The organism is Novosphingobium sp. ST904, assembly GCF_001298105.1.
Classification (GTDB): Bacteria; Pseudomonadota; Alphaproteobacteria; order Sphingomonadales; family Sphingomonadaceae; genus Novosphingobium.
The window spans coordinates 146,971-162,128 of sequence record NZ_LGJH01000165.1; the positions used below are offsets into that span (position 1 = coordinate 146,971).

General features: G+C 65.5%; 12 protein-coding genes and 2 pseudogenes. 8 read left to right on the forward strand and 6 right to left on the reverse strand.

Annotated features, from left to right (window positions below; all coding sequences use genetic code 11):
* Positions 1-277 precede the first annotated feature (277 nt).
* From ADT71_RS34595 to ADT71_RS27125, 3 genes and pseudogenes are all read left to right on the forward strand, one after another.
* Positions 278-1,837: pseudogene (locus tag ADT71_RS34595) on the forward strand (glycoside hydrolase family 2 TIM barrel-domain containing protein); the annotation flags it as partial.
* Positions 1,813-2,580, forward strand: coding sequence for a DUF4982 domain-containing protein (locus tag ADT71_RS34600; RefSeq protein ID WP_231636231.1), 768 nt, complete (start codon positions 1,813-1,815; stop codon positions 2,578-2,580). The pseudogene ADT71_RS34595 and the gene ADT71_RS34600, both read left to right, overlap by 25 nt.
* A 20-nt stretch (positions 2,581-2,600) precedes the next feature.
* Positions 2,601-3,707: a glycosyl hydrolase 53 family protein gene (locus tag ADT71_RS27125; RefSeq protein ID WP_197283145.1), complete on the forward strand. Its 1,107-nt coding sequence runs from the start codon at positions 2,601-2,603 to the stop codon at positions 3,705-3,707.
* A gap of 83 nt (positions 3,708-3,790) precedes the next feature.
* Here ADT71_RS27125 and ADT71_RS27130 read toward each other — a convergent pair whose 3' ends face one another.
* From ADT71_RS27130 to ADT71_RS32475, 4 genes are all read right to left on the reverse strand, one after another.
* On the reverse strand, positions 3,791-4,300 hold the full coding sequence (locus ADT71_RS27130; protein WP_054441870.1) for a porin family protein: 510 nt from the start codon (positions 4,298-4,300) through the stop codon (positions 3,791-3,793).
* Positions 4,301-4,828: 528 nt separating this feature from the next.
* Entirely contained in the window at positions 4,829-5,083 is a 255-nt protein-coding gene (locus ADT71_RS35220; RefSeq protein ID WP_054441871.1) for a TonB-dependent receptor, read from the reverse strand.
* Positions 5,050-7,134, reverse strand: coding sequence for a TonB-dependent receptor (locus ADT71_RS27140; protein WP_197283146.1), 2,085 nt, complete (start codon positions 7,132-7,134; stop codon positions 5,050-5,052). The genes ADT71_RS35220 and ADT71_RS27140 overlap by 34 nt, the downstream gene beginning before the upstream one ends.
* Positions 7,038-7,463, reverse strand: a complete 426-nt coding sequence (locus tag ADT71_RS32475; RefSeq protein WP_197283147.1) for a TonB-dependent receptor plug domain-containing protein — start codon at positions 7,461-7,463, stop codon at positions 7,038-7,040. The genes ADT71_RS27140 and ADT71_RS32475 overlap by 97 nt, the downstream gene beginning before the upstream one ends.
* Positions 7,464-7,721: 258 nt before the next feature.
* Here ADT71_RS32475 and ADT71_RS27150 point away from each other — a divergent pair, with 258 nt between their 5' ends.
* From ADT71_RS27150 to ADT71_RS35225, 5 genes and pseudogenes are all read left to right on the forward strand, one after another.
* Positions 7,722-9,197, forward strand: coding sequence for an NAD(P)/FAD-dependent oxidoreductase (locus ADT71_RS27150; RefSeq protein ID WP_054441978.1), 1,476 nt, complete (start codon positions 7,722-7,724; stop codon positions 9,195-9,197).
* Between the two features lie 139 nt (positions 9,198-9,336).
* Positions 9,337-10,266, forward strand: coding sequence for a polysaccharide deacetylase family protein (locus tag ADT71_RS27155; RefSeq protein ID WP_054441874.1), 930 nt, complete (start codon positions 9,337-9,339; stop codon positions 10,264-10,266).
* A 2-nt stretch (positions 10,267-10,268) separates the two neighbouring features.
* The gene (locus ADT71_RS27160) at positions 10,269-11,420 is read left to right on the forward strand and encodes an FAD-dependent oxidoreductase (RefSeq protein WP_054441875.1); all 1,152 of its coding nucleotides are present in this window, start codon (positions 10,269-10,271) and stop codon (positions 11,418-11,420) included.
* Positions 11,417-12,583: pseudogene (locus ADT71_RS27165) on the forward strand (aldehyde dehydrogenase); the annotation flags it as partial. The gene ADT71_RS27160 and the pseudogene ADT71_RS27165, both read left to right, overlap by 4 nt.
* Before the next feature lie 79 nt (positions 12,584-12,662).
* Entirely contained in the window at positions 12,663-12,935 is a 273-nt protein-coding gene (locus ADT71_RS35225; RefSeq protein ID WP_255351704.1) for an aldehyde dehydrogenase family protein, read from the forward strand.
* 67 nt (positions 12,936-13,002) lie between these two features.
* Here ADT71_RS35225 and ADT71_RS27170 read toward each other — a convergent pair whose 3' ends face one another.
* Positions 13,003-13,797 carry an IclR family transcriptional regulator gene (locus tag ADT71_RS27170; RefSeq protein WP_054441876.1) on the reverse strand — a complete coding sequence of 265 codons (795 nt, stop codon included), beginning with the start codon at positions 13,795-13,797 and terminating at the stop codon, positions 13,003-13,005.
* A 242-nt stretch (positions 13,798-14,039) separates the two neighbouring features.
* Positions 14,040-15,158 (reverse strand): alcohol dehydrogenase catalytic domain-containing protein, encoded by a 1,119-nt coding sequence (locus ADT71_RS27175; protein ID WP_054441877.1) that lies wholly within the window; start codon positions 15,156-15,158, stop codon positions 14,040-14,042.

The window sequence follows — 15,158 nt, forward strand, 5'->3', positions numbered from 1 at the left end:
ACGGGAGGGCCTGAACCGGCAAGGACTGCGATCCGCAAGGATCGTCGCCCTCCCAGCTACGCAGCTGCCGTGAGAGCCCAGACCGATGATGGACGACCAGACGATTTCCACCGACCGCCGCACTGCCATGGCGCTGGGCCTTGCGGGCCTCGGCACGGCGAGCCTTCCCGGCATTGCCCTGGCCGAAACGACGGCGCAGGGGCGGGCAGAGGCATCTCCGCGCCGTTCGGTGCAGCTGGCGGAAGGGTGGCGCTTCCATCTCGGCCATGCCGCGGACATGGCGAAGGATTTCGATTTCGGCCTGAACCAGCGCACGTATGCCAAGCCCGGCCGCGACGTTTCGCCCGCCACGCTGGCCGATTTCGATGACAGCGGCTGGAGCGCAATCCGCGTTCCTCACGACTGGGCGGTGGACCTGCCCTTCGCCGGGCCCGCCGCGCCTGCGGAGAAGGACAAGGAAGACGCTGTCGCCGCGCACGGCTTCAAGGCGATCGGGCGCGCATTCCCGCAGAACAGCGTTGGCTGGTATCGCTGCCGCCTGCCGGTGGGCGCGGCTGACAAGGGACGCGCGGTCTGGCTCGAATTCGATGGCGTGTTCCGCAATTGCAAGGTCTTCGTGAACGGCTTCGAGGCGGGCGGCAGCGCCAGCGGCTATGCTCCGTTCCGCGTCGATATCGCCGATTTCCTCGATTACGAAGGCGGCGCCAACCAGCTTGCGGTGCGCGTCGATGCCTCGCTGGGCGAGGGCTGGTTCTATGAGGGGGCGGGGATTTACCGTCACGTCACACTGGTCAGCGCGGCTGCCTGCCACGTTCCCCAGTGGGGCACATGCGTCCGCGCGGAAGTGGACGGCGAAGGGGCCGCTGTCACCATCCTCACCACCCTGGCGAACGACGCCGAAAGCCCGGCGAAAGTGACCGTGCGCCACGCGGTCCATGATGCGGAAGGGCGGCAGGTTGCCATGGCGGCCGATCACCTTGCCGAGCCGGGCGCGCTCGGCAAGGTGGAGTTCGAGCAGACCGCACGCATCCGGGCGCCCCGGCTCTGGTCTCCGGCAAGTCCCTATCTCTACCGGCTCACCACCGAAGTCCTGCGCGATGGCGTGGTGGTGGACAGGACCGAGACCGCGTTCGGCGTGCGCACCGTGACCTTCGACGCAGTTCGCGGGTTCACCATCAACGGGCAGAACGTGAAGCTGCTCGGCGTCTGCAACCATCAGGACCACGCCGGCGTCGGCGCCGCGATCCCCGATGCGCTGCACGAATGGCGCGTTGACCGCACGCTGGAAATGGGCGCCAATTCCTGGCGCAGCGCACACAATCCCTCCGCGCAGGTCTTGCTCGACATCTGCGACCGCAAGGGCATGATGATGATCGCGGAAACGCGGCTCAACACCACCAACCCCGAGGCGATGGACGAGCTGGAGCGGATGATCCTCTCCTCGCGCAATCACCCTTCGATCATCCTCTGGTCGGTCGGCAACGAGGAAGGCCATCAGGGTTCGGAGCGCGGCCGCCGCATCTCGGCCGAACTGGTAGCGCGCTGCAAGGCGCTGGATCCCACCCGCCTCACCACCCAGGCCATGGACCAGGGCTGGGACGGCGGCGCTGCCGAGGCGGTGGATGTCGTCGGCTTCAATTACCGCACCGACAAGATCGCCGCCTGGCACGAACGGCACCCCGACAAGCCGGTGATCGGCACCGAGACGGGCAGCACGGTCTCCACGCGCGGCGCGTACGAGAACGACGAGGCCCGGCACATCGTCAAGGCCTATGACACCGAGCATCCCTGGTGGGCATCGACCGCCGAGGAATGGTGGACGATCGTGGCGAACGCGCCCTACATCGCCGGCGGCTTCATCTGGACCGGGTTCGACTATCGCGGCGAGCCCACGCCCTATCCGGCGTTTCCCAGCGTTGCCAGCTACTTCGGCGCGATGGACAGCTGCGGTTTCGCCAAGGACAACTACTTTTACTACCGCGCGTGGTGGCGGCCGGACCAGCCGCTGGTCCATCTCCTACCGCACTGGAACTGGGCGGCCGCGAGGGCAGCCGATCCCGGTGTCGGGCGCACGGCAACTGCGCGGAGATCGAACTGCTGCTCAACGGCAAGTCGCTGGGGCGCAAGCCGATGCCGCGCAACGGCCACCTCGAATGGCAGGTGCCCTATGCGCCCGGCAAGCTGGAGGCGCGCGGGTACAACGGCGGCAAGGTCGTCGCCCGTGACCAGCGGGTGACGGCATCGGCCCCGGCGAAGCTCAAGCTTACCGCCGAGCGCGTCCGTCTCGCCGCAGGCGGCGCCGATCTTTCGGTGCTGCGGGTCGAAGTGCTCGACAAGGCCGGAAATCCGGTGCCCACGGCGGACAATGCGCTGCGCTTCAGCGTCAGCGGCCCGGCGCGGATCATCGGGCTGGGCAACGGCAATCCCACCTCGCTGGAGGCCGACAAGGGCGACAGCCGCAAGGCGTTCAACGGCCTTGCACAGGCCATCGTGCAGGGCAGCGGTTCCAGCGGCTCGGCCCGCGTCACCGTGTCCGGCGAGGGGCTTTCGCCCGCCGCCATCGATCTCTTTTTCCACTGACCGGCCGCAGGAGAATACCGGTGAAGAACGTCATTCGCGCCGCGCTTGCGGCCTCCACGCTGCTGGCGGCGACTTCGGCTCATGCCGAGACCAAGCTCTATCTCGGCGCCGACCTGTCCTTTGCCAACGAGATGGAGGACTGCGGCGCCGTGTTCCGCCAGAACGGCAAGCCCGTGGATCCTTTCGTGCTTCTGAAGGCAAAGGGCGGAAACCTGATGCGTGTGCGGATCTGGAACGATCCGCAGTGGACGAAGTATTCGAACTACGAGGACGTGCTCAAGACCATCCGCCGCGCCCATGCCGCCGGGCTGGAGGTACTGCTGGACTTCCATTACTCCGACGACTGGGCCGATGGCGACAAGCAGATCGTGCCGGCCGCCTGGGCCAAGATGGACACCCAGCAGCAGGTGCGCGCGCTGCACGACTACACGCGCGACGTGCTTTCGAAGCTGAACGCGGCGGGGGAACTGCCCGAACTGGTGCAGGTCGGCAACGAGACCAACCCCGAAGTCATGGGCGGCACCAAGGACAAGCCGATCGACTGGAAGCGCAATGCCAGCCTGCTCAACGCCGGCGTCGCGGCCGTGCGCGAGGTTTCGAAGGAGACGGGCAAGCCGATCCGGGTCATGCTGCACATCGCCCAGCCCGAAAACGTCCTGCCCTGGTTCGACGATGCGACGGCGGCGGGCGTGCTCGACTATGACATCATCGGCGTGAGCTATTACTCCAAGTGGTCGAAATACAACCTCTCGGGCCTGGCCAAGGTCATCGACACCGCACACAAGCGCTACGGTGCGGATGTCATGGTGGTGGAGACGGCCTATCCCTTCACCGAGGATAGCGCCGATGCCTCTACCAACCTGCTCGGCACGGATTCGCTGATTCCCGGCTATCCGGCAACGCCGAAGGGGCAGTTGAAGTATCTTGAGGACCTGACGCAGACCGTGGTCGATGCGGGCGGGAACGGCGTGGTCTACTGGGCGCCGGACTGGGTTTCCACGCAGTGCAAGACGCGCTGGGGCACCGGATCGAACTGGGAAAACGCCGCCTGGTTCGACCTGCGGAAGCACGAAGTGGTGCCGGGCATCGACTTCCTCTCGAAGACTTACGTGAAGGCCTCGAAGTAACGCAAAACGGGAAGGGCGTCCCCCTGGGGGGGCAACCCTTCCCGTCCTTTTGCCTTCCCGTCTCGGTGGCGGGTTGGAAGCTCTTAGAAACGCATGCCCACGCCGACGACTGCCGCGTCACGGCCACCGAAGTTCGCTTCGTATTCGGTGCGCTGGTATTCGGCCGAAATGTAGGTCTTCGGCGTCACCGCATATTCCAGGCCGCCGCCGTAGCGCACGCCCTCAAGCGAATAGTTGCCGCCGGCCACCGGCTCGAAGCGGGTGCTGGTGTAGCCGACCTTGCCGAAGGCCAGGACCTTGGGGGCGACCACATAGCCCGCGCGGAGCGAGGCGGTGATGTCGCGGCTCACGTCGGTCGTGGCGCTGTCGGTGGTGGAGTCGCCGAAGGAGACTTCCGGGCCCACGGTGATGCGCGGCGCGACGGCAACGTCGTAGCCGGCGTTCACGCCGTAGGAGAAGCCTTCATCGCCCTGAATCTTGTCGAAGCCCATGGTGACGCCGGCGCGGGGGCCGGTGAACGCTTCGGTGTCCTGCGCCATGGCGGGAACCGAAAACGAAGCGGCAAGAGCGGCCGAAAGTGCAATGTACTTCATGGTAATCCTCATAATAGTCCTGCGACACAAAGGTCGTCTTATCTCCACGGCAAAGTTATTGTTCTGAGATGAGCGCAGATATTCGCGATCATCGTTCAGGAATTAATATTTCTGAAAAATTTCGTATATATTTCTCAGGAAATATAGCATCTTGAACAATGCCTTGGGACGAGTTCCCTATGTCGTTCCAAGACTGTACTCAAAGTTAATGAGCCGTATGGGCACCATTCACAAATGTGACAGGTTGGATAAGGTGCCGGTGCAAAGCGCGCTTTTCCGGGCTTCCGGCGGGTTGCAGAGGATGCATTTTCCCGCGCCGGCTTGTGCGGGATACCCTGAAAAAATTGTATTTTCTTCCGCGCCGCGCGCGAATCGCTGGCGGCGATGGCGCTGGCGGGCGGGCGTTTCGCGCCGCGGGCGCGCACAAAAAAAGGGGCGCCGGGAGGAGATGGCGCCCCTTTTCGTGTTTCCTGCCCTCATGGAGGGCAGGAATGACGGCCCCGCTTGCGCACGGGGCCGGTTGGGAGATCAATACTTGAAGGTCACGTCCATCAGGTAGCTGCGGCCGTACTTCTCGTAACGGGCGATCTGGTCGGGATCGTTGTTCCAGTAGAACCGCGCGACCTGGTTGGTCAGGTTGTTGGCCTGGAGGCGCACCGAGAAGTTCTTGGTCACGGCGTAGGACACGCTGGCGCCCAGCGTCGTCTCGGATTCGAGGCGGGTGAGCTGCGAGGCGTCCCAGCCGTAGATCACGGTGAACGGGCTGTGATGCTTGAGCGCCACGCGGCATCGATGCCATGGTCGGAATACCACAGGTCGATTTCGCCGGTGAACTTGGTGAGGCCCACGCCCGGGAACGGATTGCTGACCGGGGCCAGTTCCTTCACGTTGGAATCCACGAAGCTGGCGTTCGCGTAGAGGCCGAACTTGTTGAGTCCGGGGATGAAGTAGAACGGCGTCTGCAAGGTCGCCTCGACACCGGCGATGTAGCCGCCCTTGCCGTTGCGCGGCGAGGTGATCTGGTAGGTGTCGCCGCCGATCGTTTCCTGCGTCTGCGTGTAGCCGACGTTGCTGCTGACGTCCTTGTAATAGCCCGCCACCGCAACGAGCGCGTCCTTGTGGAAGTACCATTCCAGCGAGAGGTCGCCCTGGGTCGCCATGAATGGCTTGAGGTGCGGGTTGCCGCCCGATCCCGTGTTGGTCGGCGGGTAGTTGCTCAGCGCCATACTGGCGCGCAGCTCGTCGAGCGGCGGGCGGGACAGGACGCGGGCGGCGCCGGCGCGCAGCTTCAGGCTGTCGGTCAGCTCGAAGTTGAGGTTGAGGCTGGGCAGGACGCGGAAGTACTTGTCGTTCTCGCGCACGGGATCGAACACGGTGACGTTCTGCTGGAGATCGTTGTCCCAGTAGGTCCGGCCCGAGAAGGCGTTCGAATGGGTCGAGACGTTGACGAAGCGGACGCCGAGGTTGCCGGTGAAGCCGTTGCCCGCGAAGTCCGACATCACGTAGCCTTCGAAGTTATCCTCCTTGACCCGCCAGTACTTCGACTTGTCGCGCTCGGGCGTGCCGATTGCGAGGTATTCGGCCGCGAGCGTTTCGTAATTGCCCCAGACCAGGTTGGGCACGTTGAAGGTGCCCACCGAGAATTCGGTCAGGTACGAAGGATCGATCGTCAGGTTGCCGAGCGTCTTCGTGTTCACCGTGGCGGTATAGGCGTCGTAGCTCTTCACGCGGTTGGAGTAGCGAAGACCCCCGCCGAAGCCGGTGAAGAAGCCGTCGTGGATGTGGCGATAGACGTCCACCTGCGCGGCGCCGAGGTCGTCCTTGAGCCGCTGCGGGCCGTCGTACTGGCCGGCGTAGTAGCTCGGGATGACCTGGTTGTTGACGTCACCCGGGTTGGAACTGACGGAGACGCTGGGCACCGAGCCGCGCCCGGTCGAGAAGGTCGTGCTCGCCGGATAGAGTTCGGTGGCGATCGCGCCCCACGAATTGTCGCGGCGCGCGCGCGAGTAGGAGCCGTCGAACTTGGCCGTCCAGTCGCCGTCGTCGTACTTGGCGTTGAAGCCGGTCACGAACAGGTCCTTGTCCTCCTGGTAACGGGCAAGGACATTGGTGACGGAGGAATAGTTGTTCAGCGTGGCGCCGGTGATCGTGTTGCCCGACAGTGTGTAGCTGCCGTCCTGGTAGATATCGCCGGGGGCGCCGATCTCGCCGCCCCAGTCGCCCCAGCCGTTCTGGCGGCCGTACCACTGCTGCGACTGGTGCTCGTCGATCTTCACCTTCGAGTAGAGGACATCGAGGTTGATGTCCCAGTTCGCGGTGGGCTGCCACTGGATCGCGCCGGTGGTGGACCAGCGGGTTTCCTTGAGCGCCTTGATCTCGGTCTGCGCGCCCCAGGGTGCGTTGACCGGCTGGCCGTTCAGCGTGGGGGCGTCTTCGCCATTGATGTCGTAAGTGTTGTAGCCCCAGCCCTGGAACGAGTTGTAGCCGTTCTTCTGGCGCTGGAAGGTGCCTCCGACGACGACGGCGAGATTGTCGGTGATCTTGCCGACATATTGCGCGCTGCCGCGTGAACCCCAGCCGGAATAGCCGGGAATGTCCTTGCCGCTGTCATTGTAGAGCGCGCCGGCGCGCGCCGTGAGCGCGGGGCCCTGGTAGTCCAGCGGGCGCACGGTGCGGATGTCGATCGTGGCCGCGACGCCGCCCGAGATGATGTCGGCCGACTGCGACTTGTAGACGGTCACGCCCGAGACGATTTCCGAGGGATAGATTTCCCAGCGGACATTGCGATCCGGCTCGGACGAGGCGACTTCGCGGCCGTTGATGAGGCCGAGCACGAGGCGCGGGCCAAGGCGCGCACGGCCGCCTGGCTGGCGTTGCCGCGATCGCGCGTGGCGGTGACGCCGGGCAGGCGCTGCAGCGAATCGGCGATGGTGACGTCCGGCAGCGCGCCGATGTCCTTGGAACTGATCGTCTCGGTAACGACCGAGGCCGCGCGCTTGGCGTTCAGCGCGTCGCGCAGCGAGGCGCGCAGGCCGGTGACGACGATTTCCTCGTCCGTCGTATTGCCTTCGGTCCCGGCCGTCTGGGCGACGGCGGGCGTGGCAACGAGTGCGATGGCGAGAAAGCTGGCACCGCCCATGCGGCGCCGGATTGCGGATTTCATAATTCCCCTCCCAGCTTCGGTTCTTATTTATCGGATAAATAATTTGTCAGACAAATAGAGTCAAGCGTCATTCGCGCATTCGGGCAGGGGGTTTCAACCGAAATCGCCGCCCGTTTATCCGCCTGATGGGCATCCATGCAGCGCGGCTTCGAACACGGGCTGCCGTCTGTACCGTCGATGGCTCTAGAACCGTTCGCGGCAGGCCATCGGGACGATATCTCCCCGATGTGGACCGGCGAGCCAAAGGAGCAGGCAGGCATGGTGATGGACAGGCGCAAGTTCACGCTCGGCGCGGCGGCGTTCGGCATGGGAGCGCTGGCATCGGGCCTGCCCGCCGTCGCCTCCCCCCGCGCGGCGCCGGCGAAGGGCGCTGGCAAGGGCGCCGCGCGTTCGGGAGAGCCGGACGTGCTGGTGCTGGGCGCAGGCATTTCCGGGCTTCAGGCGGCCTGGCTGCTGGAGGAGCAGGGGCTCAAGGTCACCGTGATCGAGGGGCGCAGCCGCGTGGGCGGGCGGATCATGACCCTGCTGGACCAGCCCGGCTATCCCGAAATGGGCTTCAATTCGATGGGCGAAGGCTATGGCCGCGGCCTCGATATCGCCCAGCGTGCGGGTGTGGAGATGCAGGAAGTGGGCGCGCGCTACCGCATCGGTCCGCCCAGCCTGCTCTATATCGGCGACCAGCCGCTCACCCGCGAGGAATGGGCGAAGTTTCCGGGCAACCCCTTCCCCGATGCGTTGAAATCGGTGCTGCCGGCAGAGCTGGTGCCGATGCTGGTCGCCCAGAAGACACGGCTGGAGGACTGGAATTCGTGGCACGACCCGGTCAATGCGAAGCTCGATATCTCGCTGCACGATTTCCTGCGCCAGCAGGGGCTGTCCGACCAGGCGATCCACCTCTCTTACGATATCGCGCCCTATTACGGCATGAACGCCTATGACGTTTCCGCCCTGCTCAGCGAGTACAACGACGGCTTCGTGAAGGCGCAGATCGCGGCGGGGCCCAAATCCTTCGCGGTGAAGGGCGGCAACCTGCTCATGCCGATGGCGCTGGCGAAGCAGATGAAGGGCGACGTCCTGCTTGGCCGCGAGATCGTGGCGATCACGCAGGACGGCGGCCGCGCAACGGTACACTGCGCTGACGGCGCGACCTTCTCCGCCCCCAGGGTGATCTGCTCGCTGCCGTTCTCCGCCCTGCGCAACGTGCGGATCGAGCCCGGCCTTTCGGGCGTGCAGGCGCAGGCGGTGGCGCAGCTTGGATATCAGCCGATCTCGATGGTCTTCGTCACGGCCGAGGCCCCGTTCTGGGAACAGGACGGCCTCTCGCCCGGCATGTGGACGGACGGCGTGCTCGGCAACGTCATCCCGCAGCGCTATGGCGACGATCCGCAGCAGATCACCGGCTTCATCGTCCAGGCCCGCGCCAACCTTGCGAACTACTGGGACCGGATGGGGGCCGAGGCGGTAAAGGCCATGGTCGTCGCCCGGATCGAGGCCCTGCGTCCGGCGGCGAAAGGCAAGCTGGCCGCGCACTCCTACTTCAGCTGGTCGCAGGAAAAGTTCAACCTCGGAGACTTCTCGTACATCGCGCCCGGGCAGGTCGCCTGGATGGACGAGATCGCCAAACCCGCGGGCAGCCTGTTCTTCTGCGGCGAGCATACCGCCACGGGCGCGCGCGGCCTCGAAGGCGCTCTGGAATCGTCCGAGCGCGTCGCTCTTGAAGTCCTCGGCATGTGAATGCCATGAAGTGCCGCCCCCGCGCCCGCTGACAGGCCAAGCCGCTGTTCGCAAGGCGGAGAGTTGCGGTGCGAGGGTGGGGAAGGGTGCCCGGAATATGGTTCGGGTCCAACAACACGTCGCAAGCGAGAATTGTCCCATGGAATACGATTACGTTCCCCTTCCGCAGCGCCAGCCCCTCAAGTGGCCGAACGGCGCGCGGGTTGCCCTGATCCTGACGTTCAATCTCGAAACCTGGGACCTCACCAAGGATACCGACAAGCCCTATTACGCGGGCGGCCCGGCCATCCTGCCTGACGTGCTGCCGGGCAACACGCCCGATTTCCCGAACTTCACCTGGCGCGAATATGGCCAGCGCGTAGGCATCTGGCGCCTGTTCGACCTGTTCGACGAACTGGGCGTTCCAGCCAGCTGCACCACCAATGCCGTGACCTTCGAACGCCGCAAGGCGATGACCGACGCCGTGCTCGAACGCGGCTGGGAACTGCTGACCCACAACTGGGAACAGGGCGAACTGCTGACCAACTTCGCACACCAGCCGGAAAAGGAGCGCGACATCGTCCTGCGCAGCCTTGAGCAGTTCGAGAAGTACACCGGCCGCAAGTCCAAGGGCTGGCTCTCCTCCAGCCTGCGGGGCACGATGCAGACCGCCGATATCCTCGCCGAGCAGGGCTGCACATTCTACTGCGACATCATGAACGATGATCAGCCGTTCCTGCTGCGCACGCCCAACGGCCCGATTGTTTCGGTGCCATATTCCAATGAAATCAATGATTTCACTTTCATTACTCGAAAGAACTTCACCACCGACCAGTTCCGCGATGCGCTGATCGAGGAACTTGATGTGCTTTATGAAGAAGGCGGCAAGACCGGCCGGATCATGAACGTCGGCCTGCATCCGCACGTCTCCGGCCGTGCCCACCGCGTTCGCGCGCTGCGGGAGTTCATCGAACACGCCAAGTCGCTCCCCGGTGTCTGGTGGGCCACCCGCGAAGAGATCGCCGAATGGTATCTCCAGAACCATGAGAGCCACATTCCCGGTCAGTTGACCGGCGGATCGGCGGCCTGACGATGGCGCGCGCCGAAAGCATCGTCATTGTCGGCGGCGGCATCGCGGGCATGACCGCCGCCGCCGCTCTTGCGCAGGAAGGCTTCAAGGTCACGCTGCTGGAAAGCGCGCGTGAATTCGGCGAGATCGGGGCGGGCGTCACGCTCTCCCCGAACGCCATGAAGGGCCTCGACTTCATCGGCGTCTGCGAGGAAGCGGCGAGCGCGGGCGTGGAGCCCAGCCGCCAGCGCATCCAGCACTGGCAGGACGGCCGCACCATCGTCGCCAAGGACCGATCTGACCAGCGCGACAAGTACGGCGCGCCTTACGTCACCATCCACCGCGCCGACCTGCACGAAGTCCTGCTGGGCGCGGCGCGGCGGGCGGGCGTCGATCTGCGCACCAGCGCGGGCGTGGTCTCCAGCGAAGGCAATACGGTGACGCTGGTGGACGGTTCTACCGTGACCGGCGACCTGATCGTCGGCGCGGACGGTGTGAAGTCGGTGATCCGCGAACGGTTCGAGACCACGCCGCCGCACTTCACAGGCCATGTCGCCTGGCGCTGCCTGGTGCCGGTGACGCCGGGATTGCAGGAACTTTCGGACTTCCCCGGCATCATCATCGGCCCCGGCGCGATGATCACGCGCTACAACATTCGCGGGTCCACGGCCATGAACCTGGTGTTCTTCTCGCGGCAGGACGGCTGGAACGAGGAAGGCTGGACCACTCCGGTCGATCCCGGGGAGGTCCGCAAGGTCTACGAAGGCTGGTGCACCGATGCGCAGAAGCTGATCGCCGCGGCCTGCGAGCAGCCGATGTACAAGTGGGCGATCAACGCCCGCACCGCGCTGCCGGGCTGGATCATCGACGACAACGTGACCCTGATCGGCGATGCCGCCCATGCCATGACGCCGTTCCTCGGCCACGGCGCGGCCTGCGGGATCGAGGACGGCGTGGTCCTTGCCCGCGCGCTGGCGGCATCGGCCACCATCGGCGAGGGTCTTCGTCGCTACGAGGCCGCGCGCCACGAACGCGCGACTTTCATCCAGGCGGAAAGCAACGCCAACGCCGACCGGATGCAGGGCCAGAACACCGACTTCTTCGGCCTTGAAGGCACCAAGGACGAGGAATCGCTGGGCCTGTTCAACTACGATTGCAGGACAGTACCGGTATGAGCGCGGTTCCCTTTGCCCCCGTTCCCTTTGATGGCCATAAGATCGCGCCTGAAACCGAGGCGTTTCTCGGCCAGACCCACAAGCTGCTGATCGGCGGCGAATGGGTGGAAGGCAGCGGGGAACTGGCCAGCCGCGATCCGGCGACCGGCCTCGAACTGACCCGCGTGCAGACCGGCGGCGCGGCGGAAGTGGACCTTGCGGTTGCCGCCGCGCGGCGCGCCTTCGACGGGCCGTGGTCGCGCATGACCGTGGCGGAGCGTACCGCGCTGATGCACCGGCTGGCCCGGATCATGGAGCAGAACGCCACGCTGCTCAGCCAGCTCGACATTCTCGACAACGGCATGCCCGGTTTCATCGCCGGGCTCACCACCGCCAACTGCGTCGAGATGATCGACTATTATGCCGGCGCGGTGATGCGGATCGAGGGCACCACCACTGCCCCGCCGCGCCATATCGCGGCCGAGACCGAGGCGTTGACGTATACCCTGCGCGAGCCTGTGGGCGTGGTTGGCCAGATCGTGCCGTGGAACGTGCCGCTCTCCACCGCGATCCTCAAGCTGGCCCCGGCGCTGGCGGCGGGCTGCACGGTCGTGGTCAAGCCTTCGGAAGAGACGCCGCTTTCGGTGCTGGCGCTGGGCCAGATGGTGCTCGATGCGGGCTTTCCGGCGGGCGTGGTCAATATCGTCAACGGCCTTGGCGGCGATGCCGGGGCGGCGATCGCGGCGCATCCGGGGATCGACAAGGTCTCGTTCACCGGCTCCACCGCAACGGGGCGCAAGATCGTTTCGGCGGCGCTGGGCAATCTCAAGAAGGTAAGCCTCGAACTGGGCGGCAAGAGCCCGGTCATGATCATGCCCGATGCCGACCTTGCGCTGGCAGTGCCGGGCACGGCGATGGCCACGTTCTTCCTGCAGGGCCAGAACTGCATGGCCGGAACGCGCATCTTCGCCCATGCCGATGTGCATGACGAACTGGTGGCGGGGCTCAAGGCTTTCGCGGAATCGATGACGCTGGGTCACGGGCTGGACCCTGCGACGATGCAGGGGCCGATGATCTCCGACGCCCATTGCGCCAAGGTCATGGGCTATATCGAGGGGGCCGAGGCGGCCGGGGCCAGGCTGGTGACGGGCGGCGGGAAGCTGGACCGTCCCGGCAACTTCGTGCGCCCGACGATCTATACGGACTGCCGCCCGGACATGGCGCTGGTGAAGGAGGAGATCTTCGGCCCCGGTGATGGCGGTGATGAAAGTGGAAACCACCGACCTCGACGGGCTGGCGGCACTGGCCAACGACACGCCTTACGGGCTTTCCGGCTCGGTCTGGACGAAGGACCTGTCCACCGCGCACCGGCTGGTGAAGCGTATCCGGTCGGGCCATGTCTCCATCAACTGCCACGGCGCGGTGGGGACGAACATTCCGTTCGGCGGCTACGGCCAGTCCGGCTGGGGCCGGGAGTTCGGCAAGGAAGGGCTGGACGGTTACCTGGAAACCAAGGCGGTAACCGCGCGGCTCTGAACGGGCGCTACATCGGGAAACAGGAAAGGGAGGCCCATCGGGACCTCCCTTTTTTTTATCCCGGGCTTCAGGCATTTCCCATCGGAACGGGGTTCGACAGATCGTGACTGATCGCCGCCGCCGTCGACTTGAGATCGTCGAGATAGAGTTCCAGCGCCTGCGACAGGCGCATGGCGGCCACGAAGAACACCATGGTCATCGCCGCCTCGAAGTGGCCGTTGCGGAAGATCGGCACCGAGACCGACGAGGTCTTGCCCGGCGTGAGGTTGAAGTGGTTGCGGCCCTGCACGGCGTAGCCCTCGGCGCGGATGCGATCGACATCGAGGCTGACTTCGGCGGTGGCGAGGTAATTGAGGTCGATGTCCTGCGAGACGCGCATGAAGCGCAGGATCATCTCGCGCTCGTCATCAGGCGCATAAGCCATCGACACCTTGCCCGAGGCGCTGTCGAGGATCGGCAGGGTGAAGCCGGGGTAATAGTGTTCGAACGTCAGCGAGGAGTTCGAATGGGTGCTGTCGCGCAGCATCATCTCGCGGCCCACGCGGATGGCGATCGACACCGGCCAGCCGAGACGCTTGGTCAGGCCCACGATGTGCGGCCGGGCGAGACGGACCAGTTCGTCGTCATGCTGGAAGCCGGTTGCCAGTGTCTGCACCATGGCCGTGGCGCGGTAGCGCTTGCGCGAGGGTTCCTGTTCGATCAGGCCTTCATAGAGCAAGGTCTGGACGATGCGGCAGGCGGTGGGATAGGGCACCTCGGATGCCTTGGCGATCTCCATCATGGAGAGCGAGCCGTGGCGGTTGATCGCCTTCAGCGCCGCGATTGACCGCGTGATAGAGCGAATTGGAACCCCTTTTTCCATCGTCAGACCCCGTCCGTTTTTTGTGTTATCGGAAGAGTGACAAGGGAATGACGTTTTGCTCGAAATAATCAAGACGATATCCGCCTGTCGGATAGATATGCCGACAGGCGGAACCAAAACGGGTTCATAGTTTTCCGCCAGCGCCCTTTTTCTTGATCGGAACGAAAATTAATTTCGCGCCGGGGGTGCCGTGAGGGCCTGATCGCAAAGGCCGGCGCCTGCATGCGGTAACGATTCGCTGCTTACCAGCCGGGCACGATCACCTGGCGGATCGCCTCGCCCGAGGCGAGCTTGTCCATGGCCTCGTTGATCTCCTCCAGCGGGCCGACCGAGGTCAGCAGCTTCTCCACCGGCAGTCGTCCCGCGCGCCAGAGCTTGATGTAGCGCGGAATGTCGCGCGCGGGGATCGAGGAGCCCATGTAGCTGCCCATCAGCGTCTTGGCGTCCGCCACCAGCGACAGTGCGTTGATGGCCAGATCCTCCGACGGGTTGGGGAGGCCCACCGTCACGATCCGGCCGCCGCGCCGGGCAGAGCGATAGGCATGGGCCAGCACGGCGGCCTTGCCGACCGTTTCCACCACCACGTCGCTGCCCATGGCCGCATCGTCCTCGCCCGGGGCGGAAGCGCTGGCCGCGCCCAGTTCCAGCGCCAGCGCGCGTTTGGCAGGGGACGGGTCCACCGCATGGACCGGCTGCGCGCCCGCCGCCAGCGCGCCGAGCAGCGCGGAAAGCCCGACGCCGCCCAGCCCGATCACGGTCACGCTTTCGCCAGGCTGGACTTTGGCCGTGTTCATCACCGCGCCGACCCCGGTGAGCACCGCGCAGCCGAACAGTGCGGCGGTCTCGGGCGGGATATCGGCGTCGATCTTCACCAGCGAGCGCCGGTCCACCACCGCCTGCGTCGCGAAGGCCGAGACGCCGAGATGGTGGTGGACCACGCCGTCCTCGCAGGAGAGGCGGCTGCCGCCGCGCATCAGTTCGCCCTTGCCGTTGGCGGCGGCGCCTTTCGCGCAGAGGTAGCCCTCGCCCGAGAGGCAGGCCGCGCATTGCCCGCAGCTCGGCAGGAACACCAGCACCACGCGGTCCCCCACCGCGAGGTCCGGTTCATCGGGATCGCCCAGCGCCAGCACGGTGCCCGCCGCCTCGTGCCCCAGCGCCATCGGCATCGGCCGGGGCCGGTCGCCGTTGATGACGGAGAGGTCCGAGTGGCAGATCCCCGCCGCGTCGATCCGGACCAGCACTTCGCCGGGCAGCGGATCGGAGAGATCGAGCGGCCGGACCGCCAGCGGCTCGTTCTCGGCATAGGGCCGGGGATGGTCCCCGGAGCGGGAGAGGACGGCGGCGGCGATCCGGCGCTTCAT

Coding starts and splice junctions, on each gene's coding strand:
- ADT71_RS32475 (WP_197283147.1), bottom strand. CDS start 7,463: ATGAAATCCGCAATCCGGCGCCGCATGGGCGGTGCCAGCTTTCTCGCC.
- ADT71_RS27175 (WP_054441877.1), bottom strand. CDS start 15,158: ATGAAGCGCCGGATCGCCGCCGCCGTCCTCTCCCGCTCCGGGGACCAT.
- ADT71_RS27130 (WP_054441870.1), bottom strand. CDS start 4,300: ATGAAGTACATTGCACTTTCGGCCGCTCTTGCCGCTTCGTTTTCGGTT.
- ADT71_RS27170 (WP_054441876.1), bottom strand. CDS start 13,797: ATGGAAAAAGGGGTTCCAATTCGCTCTATCACGCGGTCAATCGCGGCG.
- ADT71_RS27150 (WP_054441978.1), top strand. CDS start 7,722: ATGGTGATGGACAGGCGCAAGTTCACGCTCGGCGCGGCGGCGTTCGGC.
- ADT71_RS35225 (WP_255351704.1), top strand. CDS start 12,663: ATGAAAGTGGAAACCACCGACCTCGACGGGCTGGCGGCACTGGCCAAC.
- ADT71_RS34600 (WP_231636231.1), top strand. CDS start 1,813: ATGGTGGACGATCGTGGCGAACGCGCCCTACATCGCCGGCGGCTTCAT.
- ADT71_RS27160 (WP_054441875.1), top strand. CDS start 10,269: ATGGCGCGCGCCGAAAGCATCGTCATTGTCGGCGGCGGCATCGCGGGC.
- ADT71_RS27155 (WP_054441874.1), top strand. CDS start 9,337: ATGGAATACGATTACGTTCCCCTTCCGCAGCGCCAGCCCCTCAAGTGG.